Origin of the sequence: Mycobacteroides salmoniphilum (assembly GCF_004924335.1) — a bacterium.
Lineage (GTDB): Bacteria > Actinomycetota > Actinomycetes > Mycobacteriales > Mycobacteriaceae > Mycobacterium > Mycobacterium salmoniphilum.
Genome location: NZ_CP024633.1, coordinates 1,875,005 through 1,893,060, shown reverse-complemented (window position 1 = coordinate 1,893,060; position 18,056 = coordinate 1,875,005). Strand labels below are relative to the sequence as shown.

Annotated in this window: 16 protein-coding genes and 1 pseudogene; 6 read left to right on the top strand and 11 right to left on the bottom strand. The window is 64.5% G+C overall.

Features of this window, described 5'->3' with window-relative positions; all coding sequences use genetic code 11:
• The first annotated feature begins 144 nt into the window (after positions 1-144).
• Positions 145-690, top strand: coding sequence for an MTB12 family secreted protein (locus tag DSM43276_RS09395; protein WP_234802999.1), 546 nt, complete (start codon positions 145-147; stop codon positions 688-690).
• An 11-nt stretch (positions 691-701) separates the two neighbouring features.
• Positions 702-1,295, top strand: coding sequence for a lipoprotein LppK (gene lppK / locus DSM43276_RS09390; RefSeq protein WP_078329126.1), 594 nt, complete (start codon positions 702-704; stop codon positions 1,293-1,295).
• Here the strand turns inward: lppK and DSM43276_RS09385 are convergent, their stop codons facing one another.
• Positions 1,296-2,141, bottom strand: a complete 846-nt coding sequence (locus tag DSM43276_RS09385; RefSeq protein ID WP_078329127.1) for a tRNA (adenine-N1)-methyltransferase — start codon at positions 2,139-2,141, stop codon at positions 1,296-1,298.
• A 312-nt stretch (positions 2,142-2,453) separates the two neighbouring features.
• Here DSM43276_RS09385 and DSM43276_RS09380 point away from each other — a divergent pair, with 312 nt between their 5' ends.
• Complete coding sequence (locus tag DSM43276_RS09380; protein ID WP_078329128.1) at positions 2,454-3,767, top strand: DEAD/DEAH box helicase; 1,314 nt, start codon at positions 2,454-2,456, stop codon at positions 3,765-3,767.
• A gap of 73 nt (positions 3,768-3,840) precedes the next feature.
• Here the strand turns inward: DSM43276_RS09380 and DSM43276_RS09375 are convergent, their stop codons facing one another.
• Positions 3,841-4,761, bottom strand: a complete 921-nt coding sequence (locus DSM43276_RS09375; RefSeq protein ID WP_078326561.1) for an acyl-ACP desaturase — start codon at positions 4,759-4,761, stop codon at positions 3,841-3,843.
• Between the two features lie 95 nt (positions 4,762-4,856).
• On the bottom strand, positions 4,857-6,824 hold the full coding sequence (locus DSM43276_RS09370) for a CocE/NonD family hydrolase (RefSeq protein ID WP_078329129.1): 1,968 nt from the start codon (positions 6,822-6,824) through the stop codon (positions 4,857-4,859).
• A gap of 171 nt (positions 6,825-6,995) precedes the next feature.
• Between DSM43276_RS09370 and DSM43276_RS09365 the strand changes: the two genes are divergently transcribed.
• Positions 6,996-7,886 (top strand): RecB family exonuclease, encoded by an 891-nt coding sequence (locus tag DSM43276_RS09365; protein ID WP_078329130.1) that lies wholly within the window; start codon positions 6,996-6,998, stop codon positions 7,884-7,886.
• On the top strand, positions 7,883-8,692 hold the full coding sequence (locus DSM43276_RS09360; protein WP_078329131.1) for a thioesterase family protein: 810 nt from the start codon (positions 7,883-7,885) through the stop codon (positions 8,690-8,692). Before DSM43276_RS09365 ends, DSM43276_RS09360 begins: the two co-directional genes overlap by 4 nt.
• A 1-nt stretch (position 8,693) precedes the next feature.
• Here DSM43276_RS09360 and DSM43276_RS09355 read toward each other — a convergent pair whose 3' ends face one another.
• A complete protein-coding gene (locus DSM43276_RS09355) occupies positions 8,694-9,356 on the bottom strand; it encodes an MOSC domain-containing protein (RefSeq protein ID WP_109556027.1) in 663 nt (220 codons plus the stop codon).
• Positions 9,357-9,426: 70 nt separating this feature from the next.
• On the opposite strand from DSM43276_RS09355, the pseudogene DSM43276_RS09350 reads away from it, so the two are divergent.
• Positions 9,427-9,693 (top strand): annotated as a pseudogene (locus DSM43276_RS09350) (nuclear transport factor 2 family protein); the annotation flags it as partial.
• A 14-nt stretch (positions 9,694-9,707) separates the two neighbouring features.
• Here DSM43276_RS09350 and DSM43276_RS09345 read toward each other — a convergent pair.
• The 7 genes from DSM43276_RS09345 to DSM43276_RS09315 all read right to left on the bottom strand — a co-directional run bounded on the left by DSM43276_RS09345 (position 9,708) and on the right by DSM43276_RS09315 (position 18,031).
• Positions 9,708-10,373, bottom strand: a complete 666-nt coding sequence (locus tag DSM43276_RS09345) for an ABC transporter permease (protein ID WP_078329132.1) — start codon at positions 10,371-10,373, stop codon at positions 9,708-9,710.
• Between the two features lie 119 nt (positions 10,374-10,492).
• Complete coding sequence (locus tag DSM43276_RS09340) at positions 10,493-11,734, bottom strand: fatty acid desaturase family protein (RefSeq protein WP_078329133.1); 1,242 nt, start codon at positions 11,732-11,734, stop codon at positions 10,493-10,495.
• A 184-nt stretch (positions 11,735-11,918) separates the two neighbouring features.
• Positions 11,919-13,517 carry an NADH-quinone oxidoreductase subunit NuoN gene (nuoN, locus tag DSM43276_RS09335; protein ID WP_078329134.1) on the bottom strand — a complete coding sequence of 533 codons (1,599 nt, stop codon included), beginning with the start codon at positions 13,515-13,517 and terminating at the stop codon, positions 11,919-11,921.
• A complete protein-coding gene (locus DSM43276_RS09330; RefSeq protein WP_078329192.1) occupies positions 13,514-15,112 on the bottom strand; it encodes an NADH-quinone oxidoreductase subunit M in 1,599 nt (532 codons plus the stop codon). Before DSM43276_RS09330 ends, nuoN begins: the two co-directional genes overlap by 4 nt.
• A 5-nt stretch (positions 15,113-15,117) precedes the next feature.
• On the bottom strand, positions 15,118-16,983 hold the full coding sequence (nuoL, locus tag DSM43276_RS09325; protein ID WP_109556034.1) for an NADH-quinone oxidoreductase subunit L: 1,866 nt from the start codon (positions 16,981-16,983) through the stop codon (positions 15,118-15,120).
• 23 nt (positions 16,984-17,006) lie between these two features.
• Positions 17,007-17,306 (bottom strand): NADH-quinone oxidoreductase subunit NuoK, encoded by a 300-nt coding sequence (gene nuoK, locus DSM43276_RS09320; protein ID WP_078326363.1) that lies wholly within the window; start codon positions 17,304-17,306, stop codon positions 17,007-17,009.
• Positions 17,303-18,031, bottom strand: a complete 729-nt coding sequence (locus tag DSM43276_RS09315) for an NADH-quinone oxidoreductase subunit J (protein WP_078329193.1) — start codon at positions 18,029-18,031, stop codon at positions 17,303-17,305. The genes nuoK and DSM43276_RS09315 overlap by 4 nt, the downstream gene beginning before the upstream one ends.
• Positions 18,032-18,056 lie beyond the last annotated feature (25 nt).

Sequence of the window (18,056 nt, the reverse complement as noted above, 5' to 3'; positions counted from 1 at the left end):
ATGTCCTCCTTTCCCACACCGAGAATTGGTGCGGTGGATACTTCAACGCTACCGGCGATTGGCCGGTCATGCGGGGTCTACCCGTTGTCTGTGACGTCTACGCTGTTAGCGTTCGTCACATTCAGGTCGATCGAAAGGACAACCGTGAGCTCACAAACCGGTATGTCGGGGGTCGCCATGCTGGGTTTACTCGCGGCGGCCGCGGTTGGCTTGGCAGTGCCAATGGGCGAGCCGACAGCCAGCTCTCCTAGCTCGACAGCAACGATCGCGATACCCGTCGGCGTCGCCCCCGTGTCGTGGGATATCCCGATGGACGTTCCTTCCGACCCGGCCGATGCCACACCCACATCCGATGAGTTGAGCGGTTTGCTGTATTCGCTCGCCGATCCGGGCGTGTCGGCCCTCGCCAAGGGCGGTCTGGTCGAGGGCGGCATCGGCGCCGGCGAGGGGATCTACGCTGATCGCGCGTTCAAGAACGCCAACCGCGATGGTTTCCTACCGCTCGCTTTCACGGTGTCCGACGTCAAATCCACCGGACCGGGTCTGGCCTCGGCTGCGGTCACCATTACCGGTCCCAAGACCCAGGCCTACACGACGAAGATCAACTTCGTGAATCAGGACGGCTGGAAGATCAGCAAGGCGTCAGCCATTTCGCTAATCCAGGCGGCATCCGGTAAGTCTGGAAGGTAGACGTAGCCGATATGCCGAATGGAGTCACCTGGATCATGGCCCGTCACCTTCAACTCGCAGTCGTCGCGGCGGGTGCCGCCGTTCTCGCCCTAACCGCCTGCAGCAGCTCAAGCGATAAGGCCGCCCCGGTCAGCTCCTCGGTGACGCAGCCCGCGTCCCCGGCCGCCGCCGCGGCCGTCCCAGACCATCCGCTGCCGGATCCGGCGGTGCTGACCGATGTTCTCAACCGTCTCGCCGATCCGACCCTGCCGGGCGCCGAGAAGGTCACCGCCGTTCAGGGCGCCACCCCCGAACAGCTGGACAAGTTCACCAAGGCGATCGGCGACGCCGGGTTCTCGCCCTTGTCGTTCACCGTGAAGGACCCCAAGTGGTCGACGGAGACCGCGGGCGATGTCGAGGCCGTCGTCACCATCAACAGCCCGAGCCCCAAGATGGGCGGGTTCGCGGTGCCGATGTCGTTCTCACCCGAGGGCCAGGGTTGGAAGTTGTCGAAGCGGACCTCCGACCTACTGCTCAAGACCGGGACATCGCTCGCGGGTACCGCCGCACCACATGAGGCGCCTCCCGCCGGTGCCCCGGCTCCCGCCCCGACCCCTACCCCGTAGCTACACAGCGGTAGTCGGTAACCGCTTACGCCGCAGTGGCGTCGGGGTGATGGTGTCCGGCGCCAGGCGACGTGCACTGACCAAGAACGCGGTATGCCCGCGCATGCTGTGCTCCGGACGCACCGCCAGACCGACGACGTTCCAGCCGCGCTGCATCGTCTCCCAGGACCGTGGCTCGGTCCAGCATTGCTGTTCTCGCAACGCCTCGACGACACGCGACAGCTGGGTGACGGTAGCGACGTAGACGACGAGCACGCCGCCGGGCACCAGCGATTCTGCGACTGCGGGCAAAGTCTCCCAGGGCGCCAGCATGTCGAGAACCACCCGGTCGACGCTGCCCGCATCCGCCGGCCGCTCGCACAGGTCGCCGAGCACCAGCTCCCAGTTGTTCGGTCGCTCTCCGAAGAATGTTGTGACGTTACGCACAGCGTGTTCGGCGTGATCCTCACGAATCTCGTAAGAGATCACCGTTCCCTCGGGCCCCACCGCTCGCAGCAGCGAGCACGTGAGCGCGCCCGACCCTGCGCCGGCTTCCAGCACCCGCGCGCCGGGGAAGATATCGCCGTCGTGCACGATTTGTGCGGCGTCCTTCGGGTAGATCACCTGCGCACCCCGCGGCATCGACAGCACGTAGTCGATGAGCAAAGGGCGCAGCACCAGGAACTGGTCACCGTTGGTCGATTTCACGACGCTGCCCTCGGGGATTCCGATCACCGCGTCGTGCACGATGGCACCACGATGGGTGTGGAACTCCTTACCGGGCTCGAGCACCATCGTGTAGTGCCGCCCCTTGGGGTCGGTCAATTGCACGCGATCGCCGACGACGAACGGTCCGGTTCGAGACATGCGGCTCACCTTGCCAGGTATGCGTTGCCGACTCCGAATCGGGCAGACATCAGTGCAGGCGGGAGTGTCCGCCACCAGTGTGTTTCGCCGCACAGGTTTAGCTATTGATGCCAACAGGCAGTAGTGTCTATCACTGAGCGCTGAATTTGCGCTCGCGTCGAAGAACGTTTCTTTCGTCAGCCAGTGTGAATTTAGGCAGACTTTCAGGCTCTTCTCTCGGCGATCGACATTGCCCACTGGCAATCTCGCCACCACAATGCCTCGAAAGGCGTTCAACTACCCATGTCTCAACCCACATTTGATTCCCTTGGCGTGCCCGCACCACTTATTGACGTGTTGCAGGCCGCTGGAATCAGCGCGCCGTTCCCCATCCAGGCCGCGACTCTTCCCGACACTCTCAGTGGCCGTGACGTACTGGCCCGCGGCAAGACCGGCAGCGGAAAGACTCTCGCGTTCTCCCTTCCTGTCGTCTCCCGTATTGCCAGCGGCAACCGGGTGCCGCGTAAGCCACGGGCACTTGTGCTGGCACCCACTCGGGAGCTGGCGACCCAAATCAGCGCAGTCATCGAACCTTTGGCCGCGATCTGCCGCCTCAAGGTCACCACCATTTTCGGTGGAGTCTCCCAGCACCGGCAGGTGCAAGCCCTCTCGGCCGGCGTCGACATCGTGGTCGCCTGCCCGGGACGCCTGGAAGACCTTCTGAAGCAACGCCATCTGAGTCTGGACGCGGTGGAGATCTGCGTGCTGGACGAGGCCGACCACATGGCCGACCTCGGATTCCTGCCCGCGGTGACCCGGCTGCTGGCCGCGACACCGAGTTCCGGTCAGCGCCTGCTGTTCTCGGCCACCCTGGACAACGACGTCGACAAGCTCGTCAAGCGGTTCCTGCACAACCCCGCCGAGCACTCGGTCGATTCCGTCGACTCCCCCGTCGCCGCGATGACGCACCACGTGTTCACCGTCAGCGGCCCCGACGCCAAGCGCGATCTCGTCAACACGCTGGCCTCCGGCACCGGGCGGCGCATCCTGTTCATGCGCACCAAGCATCAGGCGAAGCGGCTCGCACATCAGCTCAACCAGTCGGGTATTCCCTCGGTTGACTTGCACGGCAACCTTTCTCAGGGTGCACGCGACCGTAACCTCGCCGCGTTCTCCGGTGGCCAGGCACGGGTGCTGGTGGCTACCGATGTCGCCGCACGCGGAGTCCATGTCGATGACGTGACCTTGGTCGTGCACGTCGACCCGCCCGCCGAGCACAAGGCCTACCTGCACCGGTCGGGCCGCACGGCCCGCGCCGGCGGTGCCGGTGACGTGGTGACGGTGGTGCTTCCCGAACAGCGACGCGACGTCACGCAGCTGCTGCGCAAGGCCGCCATCACGGCCACCCCGCAGCAGGTGACGGCTCATTCCGACGAGGTCAAGAAATTGGTGGGCGAGGTAGCACCGTATGTGAAACCTGCTCCCGCCCAGAAGGCCAGCGGCTCCCCCGCACCGAGCGGACAGCGCGGCCAGCGGTCGCAGCGGCCCCGTGGCGGCACCGAGGGACGCCCCGCGCGGGCGCCTCGGCGCGGTGGACATGGGCAGCGGTCCGCGCAGCGCGCAGGCAGCAGTAGCACCTCGAGGTAGGTCTGAATCCACGATCGATATGCCGACTACCGGAGGTCATCCGCCAACCGCGGGTGACCTCCGGTAGTTGCGTTCAGGCACCTCTTGCCGCGCGCGTGGCCGCCTTCTCCTCGTAGTACTTTGCACGTTCATCCACTGCCGCAAGGAATTTCACGAGAGTCTCGCGAGCCTGCTCACCCTCGGGCCCGATATCGGAACGTTCGAACACCCGCCAGAACCGCAGGATGGGCTGCAGCACCTCGTCGTGATGGATGCGCAAGTCGTAGATGCCCGCCTTCGCGATGGCTATCGCGTTCTGCGCGAAACCCGCCATCCCCATACCCGGCATCGAGAAGCCGACGATCTCCTTGCAGATCGCCTGTATCGCGGCATCGGGCTCGATATCGAGTGCCGCCGACATGAGATTGCGGTAGAAGACCATGTGCAGGTTTTCATCCAGCGCCACCCGCGCCAACAGCTGATCGGCGATCGGGCAGCCCGAGGCCTTCCCCGTGTTGCGGTGCGATATCCGTGTGGCCAGCTCCTGGAACGACACGTAAGCCAACGCCTCCAGGGGCGTCTTATCCCCTGAGTCATAACCGGCGACGGTGTGCGCCATGCGCATTGCTTCAAGATTGGTCGGGTCGACACCACGGGTGACCACCAGATAGTCGCGAAGCGCGATGCTGTGCCGCCCTTCCTCCGCCGTCCACTGGCCTACCCAGGTTCCCCACGCGCCGTCTCGCCCAAATCTCGTGGCGATCTCACGGTGATAAGACGGCAGGTTGTCCTCTGTCAGCAGGTTGACGATCAACGCCGACTGGGCCACCGGATCGAGCGGACTGTCCTCCGGCCGCCAATCCTCGCCACCGAGGAAGGCAAAATCCCGGCCCCGGCTCCACGGCACGTAATCATGTGGGGCCCATGGCCGCGCGACAGCCAGGTGCCGTTCGAGATTCTCCTCGACAACGGGCTCCAACTCGGTGAGCAATCGCGTTTGCAGTCCGGTCACCATCTCGTTCACCTGTCCCTTCGGCCTACCAACATCTCCAACCTACGGTACCGTAAGTTACAGAAAAAGTGGCTGAAAAATTGGTGAACTGACGAGGACTAGGCAGCCCCGGTGCCGACACCCACAACCACGGGTGCCACCAGGTAACTCGGCTGCTCGGGGTCCAGAATCAGGGCCTGACCGTGGCGGCTCGCCCACAGCTCCGGAATGGACGGTATGTACCTCGGCAGGCTGGCGGCCGAGACGACGACCCGCAGCCGGTGCCCGGCCGCGATCACCGCATCTACTTCCGTGAGATCGATGTCGAGCGTGATCGGTACTCCGGGCTGCACCGGGAGCTTGCACCCCGTGCCGGTGGGGTGCCAGGGCGAGAGATAGTCACCATCTACGGTCCGCAGACTCTTGTCCTCGTCCACGCCGCGACGCGATGCCAGCAGCGCTCCTTCGGCCAGCATCCGCGAAAAGCCATCCGGCGCCACATCGGTCACCGAGACGACCCAGAATGCCTCCGCTCCCATCGCTTTGGTACACAGATGAAGGTTGAGCGGCCCCGAGATCACCCACGGCTCCGCGGCAACGCCGCTGGTGAACGTGAGTGCACCGCGTTCGAAGTAGCGCGAGTCCTTGAGTCCGGACGTGCCCAACGCGGCGGTGATACCGGCCGTCAACCGGGAGGTGGTGGGCGATTTCAGCAGCCCCATCCGGCGGCGCAGCAAGTGCTCGGTCCTATTGAGCGGTACGGCACCCGCCAACGACCCGTCGAACGTCGAACCGGCCCCCACACCCGAGGGTTCGGCATCCAGGTAGAAGCGTTGCGGCCTTGCCTCGGGTCGTGGATAGGCGTCCAGGGTGTGCCAGCCGCCATTTTGCTGCTGCAAGGTGAGCGGGCCGTAGGCCTCCATTCCGTTGTCAATACCCTTGAGCCACTTGTCAAACCATGCGCGCTGCAAGACATCCAGCCGAGGCGGTCCGCCCTGACGACCGAGCTGCGAACCCGGAGAGCCGTGGTACCCCTCGTTGATGACAACCTGAAAGCTGCCCACCGACAACGTTGTTCGGCGATGGATACGCAGTGCGGCCGGACCAAAGATGTCGTCCCACGCCCCGTAGACGAACGTCGGGATCTCGATATCCTCGAACCGGGGACTGACCTGCTGGAAGTATTCGTCGTTGTCGATCAGCGCGCCCTTGCCGCGCAATCCCTCGAAGATGTACCGCACCACGCGATTCAGCGGTGCACGCAACCGCCCTACCAACCAGCCCAGCCCGATGCCACCACGGGTCACATCCGACGGCGACGGCAACCACTTTCCCAACGCGACGGCAAGCATCCAGATGGGCAGGAAGAATGTCTGTGCCCCACCGGTTTTCATGAGGTCGCGGGAGATGTCGCTGACCGGCTCGACCGCGAACACCGCGCCGAGGCCCGGTACCCGGTTACCGGCAGCCTGCAGGGCGTTGATCGAACAGTAGGAGATGCCGTACATCCCGACCGACCCGTCGCACCAGGGCTGCGCCAGCGCCCAGGCCACCACCTCGGCGGTGTCGCGCTGTTCGACATCGTTGAGCATGCCCCAATCACCGGTGGAGGCGCCGGTACCGCGAACGTCCACCACCACCTGGGCGTACCCGCTGCGGATCAGCGAGTCGTTCACCCCGAACGTCGTCAGGCCACCGCCCGGAATGGCGCGCGCCAGCTCGGCGAGCTCGACGAGACGCGGGTTCTTCGGCGGCGCGGCAGGCACGGTCACGCCGAACCGGCGCAGTCCCCGCAGCAGCCAGGCCGCCAGATGAGTCACGGATTTGTTGTAGGGGGTGAGGTTGAAAAGCACCGGCACCGGGTCGCTCACCGGAGTCCCGTCCGCATTGGCCGGCCGGAACACCTGGGCCTTGAGCACAGCGCCGTCGGACAGCGGTATCGAGACATTGGGGGTAAACGACACCCGGGAGTACCGACTGGGCCCATCCGCCGCTGCGGTCCACCGCTCGGCCTGACCCGCTCCGGCCAGGGCCGTGTCCTGTACCTGCGGACTCTCCAGCGGGCTTCGATGCTTTGCCGTCGTCACTGCGTATTCCTCTCGGGCGGGGTGCCACTACCCATGACCAATGAGAAATTGACGTTACTTTGAGTACGGATATTTTGGGGACGACTTGTGACATGTGTTGAATGACGTCGACCGGTTTTGTGCGCGGCGTGGCGTCAGCACCTGTCGGACACGATGCCTAGGCTGCCAACCATGAAGGAGACCACGCAGAACCGGCCGGCGCGCCGGCCCGCGCTGTCTCCTTCCCGTGCCAGCGACTTCAAACAGTGCCCCCTGCTGTACCGGTTCCGCGCGATCGACCGGCTCCCCGAGCCGCCCTCAACCGCGCAGGCGCGGGGCAGTCTCGTGCACGCTGCTCTGGAAGATCTCTACGCCCGGCCCGCCGCCGAACGCGAGTACGCCACCGCCGCCGGATTGGTGGAGCCCGCGTGGGAACGCCTCGTGGAATCGAACCCCGAGCTCGCCGCGGTGGTCGAGGACGAGCGCCTTCCAGGGTTTCTCGACGAAGCCAGAGACCTACTGTCGGGCTACTACCGACTCGAAGATCCCACCGGATTCGATCCCGATAGTTGCGAGGAGCGCGTCGAGGTCGAGCTGTCCGACGGCACGATGCTGCGCGGTTTCATCGACCGCATCGATGTCGCACCCGGAGGTGCGATGCGTCTGGTGGATTACAAGACCGGACGTGCACCGCGCGCCCTGTTCGAAGCCAAGGCGTTGTTTCAAATGAAGTTTTACGCCGTCGCGCTGTATCGCACCCGCGGTGTGGTGCCGCGGCGGCTGCGACTGCTGTATCTGTCCGATGGTGAGGTCCTCGACTACGCACCGGACGAGGCGGAGCTGCTCAAGTTTGAGAAAACGTTGATGGCGATCTGGCGGACGATTCAAAACCTCGGCGCCACGGGCGACTTCCGGCCCAATCCGTCCCGGTTATGCAACTGGTGCGCCCATCAGTCGCTGTGCCCCGCATTCGGCGGCACGCCGCCGCCGTACCCGGGCTGGCCTTCCGATTACGGTGTCGCCGAAACGGATATCGAAGACGCAGAAGCCTCCGCGACCGCGATCCCGGGAGATGCCGCATGACGTTGGACCTGACTGGCTGCTACTACCGGCGCCTGGACGCCGACGACGAGTTCCAGGTGTTCGAGTCCACCGCGCTGACCGCCAGCGGGTGGGGGCCGAATCTGCAGCACGGCTCTCCCCCGATGGCGTTGCTACTCAAGGCCATTGAGGAGCTACCCGAGCCACGGGAGAGCCTGCGGATCGGCCGGGTCGCGCTGGACATCCTCGGCCCGGTTCCGCTGGAGCCGGTGCGCGTGCGCGCGTGGATCGAACGGCCGGGCCGCCGGATCGCACTCGCGGTCGCCGAGATGGAGGCGCGTGCCAACGGTGGATACCGTGCGGTCGCACGGGCCAGCGCGTGGTTGTTGGCGACATCGGTGACCGCCGACAAGGCCAGTGACCGATATCCACCCCTGCCCGACTATCCACAGGGCCCCACCCCGCCGGCCTTCGGTTTCGAGGGCTCGAACTACTCGAAATCAGTTGATTTTCAGTGGTTTTCGGTACCCGATGGGGAGCCGCAGGTCGCCTGGATGCGGCCACACGTGCATATTGTCGACACCGAACCCACCACTCCGTGGCAGCGGCTGGCGTCGGTCATCGACTCCGCGAACGGAATCGGCGCGGTGCTCAACCCGCTCCGATTCGTCTACATGAACACCGACACCGTGATGCACGTGCACCGGATTCCCCACGGTGATGATTTCGGAGTGCGCGCCCGCATGTCGGTTGGACCCGATGGCGTCGGCGTGACGACCGCGGAGATCTTTGACCGCCGGGGTTACATCGGCTCCAGCGCACAGACCGTATTGGTCCAGCGGCGTTAGATTACGGCGAGCCGCTCCTGCGCCGGACCGTTTCCTTGATGTGCTCGGGCAGTTCGGGAACGTCGAGCAGCTGGGGAAGCAACGCCGGTTCACGGGTCAGCGCCCGGAATGCCAGCCCGACGGTGACATCGTGGTCTGGACTGTTGCCGATGGTGATCCGGTCACCCTGGCGTACCGCTCCGGGCGAAACCACCCGCAAATAGGCACCGGGAACCGCCTGCACAGTAAAGGTTTTGACCCACCCCTGCTCGTCGAGCCACGCCGCGAATGTCCGGCACGGTATTCGCGGTGACGAGACCTCCAGCACCAGACCATCGGTGCCGACATGCCATTGCTCACCGATTTTGGCGCCGGTCACGTCGATATCCCGGGTGGTGAGGTTCTCCCCGAATTGGCCGTTGGCCAGCTCCCGCCCCAACTCTCCCTGCCACCAGTCAAGATCTTCCCGGGCGTACGCGTACACGGCTTGGTCGTCGCCGCCGTGCACACTGTCATCCCCGATGGCGTCACCGCCCAGACCGCTGCCAGCGCCGTCGCCCACCTCGCCGGGCGCACGCACCGCGACCGCCGAATCGGTGGGACGCTTGTCGATCCCGGTGGGAATCGGCCCGCCCGTGGGGTTCGAGCGCAGTGCCCCCACGTTCACCGTCAAAACTGTCGCCACCGCACCAGGATACGGAGTGCGCTAGCGCGCAGCACGCATCAGCGGCAGTAGGTATCGGACGCCAGTTCACGTCTTCCCCGACTTGGCCTTCTACCCGCAGGACGGGACGAACCGGTCGCTGCCCTACTGGGACTACTTCGACGATCAGTGGCGCGTGACCATTCCATGGCGAGGCATTGGCCGCATGATCGGCGAGACTATCGAACCCCACACCGGAGCCAAGCTGGCCGGATTGGGTCCCCTCATGAGGAGCCGCAGCCTTCAGAAGATCGGACTACGCGCCGCCAGCGTCGTCGCGCCGGCGTTCCGTCTGGCGACCCTGCTGACGACGCGGTGACCTCCTAGCGTTGGTCACGACCGGTCAGTGGGCGCGGAAACACCTTTGTAGCAGGCGATGAGGCCCCCAATAAACCCGAGGGCCGCCGCCTCGATAGCCACAATCAGCACATTGGTGGGATTCATCAGCTGCGCCAAGTTCCCGAGGAACAGACTCAGCGGAGTGTGCTTTCCGAAGGCCGAGAAGAAGTAAACACCTGCTGCCCCAACAGCTATGAACGCCAGCGGCACCGCTGCGACGGCGGTAGCCAGGACACGGGGAACAACGAACCCGTGCGTGACGTCCATGCCCCTGCCCCGCATCGCGTCGATCTCCTGCTGGATCCGGGAAGAATCGGCCTCAGCGAAGACCACTGTGGCACCCGTGGCCGCCGCGACCAACACCGCGTGCGTCGGGAATCCCGTCGGGCCGAACACCAAGGCCTCGAGGACGAGCACGATCAGTACGGCCAGCGGTATCCCGACCATGCACATCGGCAGCACCGACACTCTGGCTATCGACCACACCTGCCGGAAGAACTCGCCCACGGCGGGTGGGCGACGCAGCATGGCACCAAAGATGTCCAGGGTCATCCCCAGAAAGCCGGTAAATGTTCGCCTGGGCTTCTCGATAGGACTCGAGATCAGGCCATCCCCCCGGTTTGCGTCGGTCACCGTCGGGGCTTCTAGATACGTGGTCACATATCACTACATATCGCGTTCTGCTCGCCTTCGCGGCGAAATCATCAAGATCACTCAACGACGCGCGGATCACCAGGCGAAGAGCGAACCCGACCGCGCATGTCCAGCCCGTACAAAATCTAGACGGGCACCTTGCTACGGCGGCGCTCACGAACCATGGCGATGGCCGTCTTGAGACCGCGCCGCGGAACCGTATTCGACGCGGCGGCAGGTGGTTCCAGGACCACGAACATGCGCTCACTACGAGTCTCCGGCGCGTTGTCCGCGGTGGCATGCAGGAACCGGTCCGGTAGCGACAGCTTGGCGATGGTACGCCAGGTCTTCGCGTACTGAAACAGCATCGATCCGGTGGTGTACGGCAGGTCGTAGCGCTCGCAGATATCCCGCACGCGCACCGAGATCTCGTGCAGCCGGTTGCTCGGCAGGTCCGGGTAGAGGTGATGCTCGATCTGATGGCACAGGTTGCCACTCATCAGCCGCATCGTCGGCCCCGCGTCGAAGTTCGCGCTGCCTAGCAGCTGACGCAAGTACCACTGACCGCGCGTCTCGTTCTCCATATCGGTCACGGAGAACTTCTCCGCGCCGTCCGGAAAATGCCCGCAGAAGATGACGGCGTTGGACCAGAAGTTGCGAATCAGGTTGGCGGTTGCCGTGGCGGTCAGCGTCGACCGGTAGGTCGCCCTCGGCGACAACGCGGTGATTGCCGGGAATGCGACGTAATCCTTGAAGACCTGTGAGCCCGCAGACGTGACCAGCTCACGCACCCGCAGCTTGGTCGCCTCACGGGTTTCCTTTGTCCAAATCTTCCGGAATTCCAGGTGCTGCAAGGCAATTCCCCACTCGAATCCCGCCGCGAGGATGAAGTTGAGCGGCAGATTCAGGAGGTTGCGCACCTTCCATGGCTCGTCGCGCGTGACACGGAGAATCCCGTAGCCCACGTCGTCGTCCAGATCGAGGATGTTGGTGTATTTGTGATGCTCGACGTTGTGCGTGAAGCGCCAGTGTTTGGAGGCACCGGCCATATCCCATTCCCACGTCGAGGAGTGAATCTCGGGATCGTTCATCCAGTCCCATTGGCCGTGCATGACGTTGTGGCCGATCTCCATGTTCTCGATGATCTTGGCAACGGCCAGCGTCACCGTGCCGGCCCACCATGTGGAGCGCTTCTTGCTCGCGGCCAGAAGGGCGCGGCCAGTCAATTCGAGCGCACGTTGCGCGCCAATGGTGCGCCGGATATAGCGGGCGTCACGCGTACCGCGCGACTCCTCGATCTCACGCCGGAGCCCATCGAGCTCGACGGCCAGATTTTCGACGTCCTCGCTGGTGAGATGCGCGAACGCCGAGATGTCCGTGATCGCCATTGGTGTCCTTCCGCAGCTGCGATACCGTCACCCTACGGTACCGTAGGTTACTCACCGGTAAATGGACACGCCACAAGGGGTGACATCCAGGCCACGCTCTGCATCGACACGCCGCAATCTGTGCGGATCCGGGGCGTGTCGGCACCGGATACCGCGAGTCACGACCGGTGATCGGTGACTGGACTCACCTGGCGAAGTTGACGAGATTCCCGACCAGTTCGAGCAGCGGCTGGGGCACCACGCCCAGGAGAACGGTGACGAGCGCGCTCACTCCAATCGATATCGCCACGGCGGGCCCCGGGATCCGGAGCACCCCCGAGTCCGGCACCGGATCGGCGAAGAACATCAGCACAATCACCCGCACGTAGAAGTACGCGGCGATGGCGCTGCACACCACACCCACCACCACCAACGGCATGGCCCCGCCGGATGCGGCGGCCTCGAAGACCGCGAACTTGCTGACGAATCCACTCGTCAGCGGGATCCCCGCGAAGGCCAGCAGGAACAATGCGAAGACAATGCCGAGCACGGGAGACCGGCGACCAATTCCCGCCCATCGATTCAGATCGGTGATCTCTTCATCCTCGTTCGGGCCGCCCTCTACGTTGCCGGAGCGCACCAGCCCCGCAATGGCGAACGCTCCGACAGTGCTGAAACCGTATGCCGCCAAATAGAACAACGTCGACGACACACCACGCTCATTGGCGGCGGCGACCCCGGTCAAGAGAAATCCGGTGTGCGCGACGGCCGAATAGGCCAGCATGCGTTTGACGTCGGTCTGCGTCACGGCACCGAGGGATCCGATCAGCATGGTGGCGATCGCCACCGCCCACAGCACTGGTCGCCAGTCCGCCGTGATCCCAGGCAGCGCGACATACAGAACCCGGAGCAACGCGCCGAAGGCCGCGATCTTGGTAGTGGCCGCCATGAATGCGGTGACCGGGGTCGGTGCCCCTTGATACACATCGGGGACCCAGAAGTGGAAGGGAACCGCCCCGACCTTGAACAGCAGACCCACCGACAGCATGGCGACTCCGAGCAGCAGGAACGACCGCTCCCCCGCATCGGCCTGGACAGCCCGCGCGACGGCGCCGAGTTCGACGGTTCCGGCGTATCCGTATACGAACGCCGAGCCGAACAGGAAGAACGCAGAAGAGAACGCGCCGAGCAGGAAGTACTTGAGCGCCGATTCCTGGGACAGCAGACGCCGGCGTCGGGCCAGCGCACACATCACGTACAGCGGAAGAGAAAACACCTCCAGCGCAACAAACATCGTCAGCAGATCGTTGCAGGCGGGAAAGAGCATCATGCCGGCGATCGCGAACAATGTCAGTGGGAAGATCTCCGTTTGGGTCATACCGGTGCGGTTCAGCACTCGCTCCGGCTCACCGCCCGGAACGCTGGATGCCTGCGCGGCGAAGGCATCCAGGCCGCCGCCGGCGCCCACCGAACTGGGCACCGCCGCAACCGTTCTGCGTTGTGCCATCACCGCCAACGCCAGACCGGATGCCACCAGGATGAGCCCCTGCAGGTAGAGCGCGGGGCCGTCTACCGCCACCGCACCGTTCATGACGATGTGGCGCGAACCGCCCAGCGCCACCACCGCCACAAAGGCGCCGAGGATTCCTCCAGTGGCCAGCGCCAGTTGAGTGGTGAGCCGGTACCGCCGCGAAACGAATGCCTCCACAAGTACCGACACCACCGCGACCCCGAACATGATGAGCATGGGAGAGAGCGCGCCGTAGGCGATCGACGGGGCGGGGAGGATCCCGATATCGGTCATCGTCGCTCACCTTCGCCATGCCAGAGGGCCACATCCGCCACGACAGGCGGCGGGTCCTTCTCGTTGACGGTGCGCAGTGTCTGCTCGACCGCGGGATTCACGATGTCCAACAGTGGCTTGGGGTAGATGCCCAACACCAGAAGCAGCGTGACCAAGGGCACCACCACGGCGAGCTCACGGCGTTTCAGATCGCCGATGCTCTCGTTTCCGGGTGCAAGCGGGCCGGTCATCATGCGCTGGTACATCCACAACACGTAGATTGCGGCCAGCACCAACGCGATGACCGCGCACGCTGCGGCCGCCGGGTACCGCGTGAATGTTCCCACCAGCACCAGAAACTCGCTGATGAACGGCGCCAGCCCGGGCAGCGACAGTGTGGCCAGACCGGCCACCAAGAACGACCCTGCGAGAACCGGTGCCACCTTCTGCACTCCGCCGTAGGCCGCGATGAGTCGAGAGCCCTTACGGGACACCAGGAACCCCGCCACCAACATCAATGCCGCGGTGGAAATGCCGTGGTTCACCATGTACAGCGTCGAACCCGATTGTCCCTGACTGGTCATCGCGAAGATGCCCAGGATGATGAATCCAAAATGCGATATCGAGGTGTAGGCGATCAGTCGCATCACGTCGGTCTGACCGATCGCGAGGATGGCTCCGTAGACGATGCCGATGACCGCCAGGGTGATGATCAGCGGCGTGAAATATCTACTGGCATCGGGGAACAACTGGATGCAGTACCGCAGCATCGCGAAGGTTCCCACCTTGTCGACGATCGCCATCATGAGCACCGCGCTGGCCGGGGTGGCGTGCACCGCGGCATCGGGCAACCAGGTATGGAGCGGCCAGAGCGGGGCCTTCACCGCGAACGCAAACATGAAGCCGAGAAACAGTGCCTTGGCCACACCCGGGTCGATCCCGAGTGCACCGGTAGCGACCATTTCGGTGATATCGCGTAGATCGAAGGTGCCGCCTTGGCTCCCGGTCTGACCCTGCGCCGTAACCACGTAGAGCCCGATAACGGCCGCTAACATGACCAGGCCGCCACACAGGTTGTACATCAGGAACTTCACCGCCGCGCGTGACCGCTGCCCGGTGTCGGAGTGGGTGCTCCCGAATCCGCCGATCAGGAAGTACATCGGGATGAGCATCGCCTCGAAGAAGATGTAGAACAGCAACACGTCCAGCGCGGAGAAGGACAGCAACACCATCGATTCCACGACCAGGATCAGCGCGATATAGCGTTGCGCCACCGGCCGATTCTCGTATCCCGGGGCGTCTGCGCCGTCATTCCAAGCGGCCAGCAACAGGATCGGTAGAAGTCCCGTTGTCAGCAGCACCAGCGCGAGTGCGATTCCGTCGAGACCCACCGCGTACTTCATCCCGAATGCCGGTATCCAGGTAACCGATTCGACGAACTGGTACTGCGGACCTGCGGGATCAAACGCAACCGCCAGCGCCATCGCGACGATCAGGACCAGCACCGAGGCGCCCAGCGCCACGTATTTGGCCAGGGTCCGCCGATGGTTCGGCATGATCAGCACGGCACCGGCGCCCACCAAGGGAATAAGCCACAGAGCTGTCACCGCACCCATCGCGCTCACCACCTCACTACCATCAACGCCGCGATCACCAGAGCCGCTCCGGCACACATGGATAACGCGTAGGAGCGGACATGGCCGGTCTGCATATGCCGCACCCAGCCCGAGACCGCGCCCAGTGCGGAGGCCACACCGTTGACGAGGCCGTCGACCCAGCGGTCGTCGGCGTGCACCAGGTGCCGGGTGAGCCGTTGCCCTGGACGCATGAACACCGCCTCGTTGACGGCATCGCCATAAAGATCCCGGCGCGCGGCGACGGTGAGCGCCGACCCTTGCGGCGCCGTTTCAGGCACGTCGGCGCGGTACATCCGGTAAGCGACACCGACGCCGCAGAGCACCACCGCGACGGTGACAGCGCTGATCACCCAGGCAGGAACGGGTACCTCGCCGTGATGCGCACCCACGACCGGCTCCAGCCAGTTCTGCAGAGCCCCACCAAAACTCAGCAGGAATCCCGCCCCCATCGATCCGACGGCGAGCACCATCATCGGCCAGGTCATTACCGACGGCGACTCATGCGGATGCGCGTCCTGTCCCCATCGGCGGGCGCCGAAGAAGGTGAGGAGCATGACCCGAGTCATATAGAACGCCGTGATCCCGGCACCCAGCAGCGCCGCCGTCCCGAGCAAAAACCCACCGGTACCGCCGTGTCCGAAGGCAACCTCGATGATCTTGTCCTTCGAGTAGAACCCCGCGAACGGCGGGACCCCGATGATGGCAAGGTATCCCAGCCCGAAGGTGATGAAGGTGATCGGCATGACGGAGCGCAACCCGCCGTAACGACGCATATCGGTTTCTTCGTTCATACCGTGCATGACCGAACCGGCGCCGAGGAAGAGCCCGGCCTTGAAGAACCCGTGCGTGAGCAGATGCATGATCGCCACCGCGTATCCGGCGGGCCCGAGCCCCGCCGCCAACACCATGTAGCCGATCTGCGACATCGTGCTGGCGGCAAGGGCCTTCTTGATGTCGTCCTTGGCGCAGCCGATGACCGCTCCGAAGAGCAGGGTGACGGCACCGACGCTCACCACCGCGACCTGTGCGTAGGGGGCGCGTTCGAAGATCGGTCCGGACCGGGTGATCAGATAGACACCGGCGGTCACCATGGTGGCGGCGTGGATAAGGGCCGACACCGGGGTGGGGCCTTCCATCGCGTCGCCAAGCCAGGACTGCAGCGGCACCTGCGCCGACTTTCCGCACGCCGCCAGCAACAGTGCCAATCCGATTGCGGTGTTGCGACTCTCGCCGGCCGCACCCGCCGAGCCGAGCACCTCGGCGAAGCCGACCGAGCCGAACGTCGCGAACATCAGCATCATGGCCAGGGCCAACCCCATGTCGCCGACGCGGTTGACGATGAAGGCCTTCTTGGCCGCGGCCGCGGCCGAAGGCTTCTGGTACCAGAACCCGATCAGCAGGTAGGACGCCAGGCCGACCCCCTCCCAGCCCACGTACAAACCCAGGAAGTTGTCGGCGAGCACCAGCAGCAGCATGGCCGCCAGAAACAGGTTCAGGTAGCCGAAAAACCGTCGCCTGTCAGGGTCATGCGCCATGTACCCGATCGAGTAGATGTGGATCAGCGAACCCACCCCGGTGATCAGCAGTGCGAAGCACACGGACAGCTGATCGAGGGTCAACCCGAAATCGACGTGCAGTGTCCCGACCGGAACCCAGGCGAAAAGCGTCTCGTGCACCACGCGTTCGGAACCGGTTCGGCCGAGCATGCCGATGAATGAGACGACGGCCACGAGGAAGGAGGCGAGTGCCGTCGCGCAACCCAAGAGATGCCCCCAGCCGTCACCCCGGCGGCCGACGAGCAGAAGAACGGCCGCACCAGCCAGGGGCAGCACCGGCATGAGCCATGTCACGGGCACTCCTTCCTGAACTATCCCTAGAATCTCAATAGATCGGCGTCGTCGACCGAGGCCGACCTGCGGGTGCGGAAGATGGTCATGATGATCCCCAGTCCCACAACCACTTCTGTGGCCGCGACCACCATGGTGAAGAATGCGATGACCTGGCCGTCGAGATTCCCGTGCATCCGGGCGAAGGTGACGAACGCCAGGTTGGCCGCGTTGAGCATCAGCTCGACACTCATGAAGACCACGATCGCGTTGCGGCGCAACATCACGCCTGCGGCCCCGATGGTGAAGATGAGCGCAGCCAGATAGAGGTAATTGCCGGGATTCACCGTGCCTCCATGTCTCGCGGGGTGAGCACACCGCTGACCGATAACTCGGAGTATGACCCGTCGGGAAGCAGCGCGGGCACATCGACAGCGTTGTGCCGTGCGTACACACCCGGATTGGGCAATGGCGTGGCACGGTCGCCATGCTGGAAGCGCCGAATCGCCAACTCGCGCTGTCCGCCCGTCTGCCCCAGCTTCTCGCGGTGCGCCAGCACCATCGCGCCGATTGTCGCGGTGATCAATAGTGCGCCGGTGAGTTCGAACGTCCACAGGTAGTCGATAAAGATGCGTTCGGCCAGACCCTCCACGTTGCCGCGACTGTTGGCTTGATCAAGCCCGACGAACGCTGTGGTGGAGGCATTTCCGATGCCCGCGACGGCCAGCATCCCGAACCCCAGCCCGGCCGCGATGGCACCCACCCGCTGCCCCGGCAGGGTCTCCACCAGGGAGTCGGAGGAATCTACGCCCACGAACATGAGGACGAACAAGAACAGCATCATGACCGCGCCGGTGTACACCACGACCTGGGCGACACCAAGAAACAGCGCGCCCTGGGCCACGAAGAACACCGCGAGAATGACCATGGTCATGGCGAGAAAGATCGCCGAGTACACCGCCTTGGGTGCGGCGATCACGCCCAGCGCGCCCAGCACGGCGATGGTGCCAAGCACCCAGAATGTCACCCCTTCCCACGTCGGCGTGCGCGAGATCCCCTCGACCGCAAGCACTGTCACATGTCCGGCCACCACATCG

Bases quoted from the DNA above. Each gene is read 5' to 3' on its own strand.
- lppK (WP_078329126.1), top strand. From the start codon at position 702: ATGCCGAATGGAGTCACCTGGATCATGGCCCGTCACCTTCAACTCGCA.
- DSM43276_RS09385 (WP_078329127.1), bottom strand. From the start codon at position 2,141: ATGTCTCGAACCGGACCGTTCGTCGTCGGCGATCGCGTGCAATTGACC.
- DSM43276_RS09375 (WP_078326561.1), bottom strand. From the start codon at position 4,761: ATGGTGACCGGACTGCAAACGCGATTGCTCACCGAGTTGGAGCCCGTT.
- DSM43276_RS09365 (WP_078329130.1), top strand. From the start codon at position 6,996: ATGAAGGAGACCACGCAGAACCGGCCGGCGCGCCGGCCCGCGCTGTCT.
- DSM43276_RS09360 (WP_078329131.1), top strand. From the start codon at position 7,883: ATGACGTTGGACCTGACTGGCTGCTACTACCGGCGCCTGGACGCCGAC.
- DSM43276_RS09340 (WP_078329133.1), bottom strand. From the start codon at position 11,734: ATGGCGATCACGGACATCTCGGCGTTCGCGCATCTCACCAGCGAGGAC.
- nuoN (WP_078329134.1), bottom strand. From the start codon at position 13,517: ATGACCGATATCGGGATCCTCCCCGCCCCGTCGATCGCCTACGGCGCG.
- DSM43276_RS09330 (WP_078329192.1), bottom strand. From the start codon at position 15,112: ATGGGTGCGGTGACAGCTCTGTGGCTTATTCCCTTGGTGGGCGCCGGT.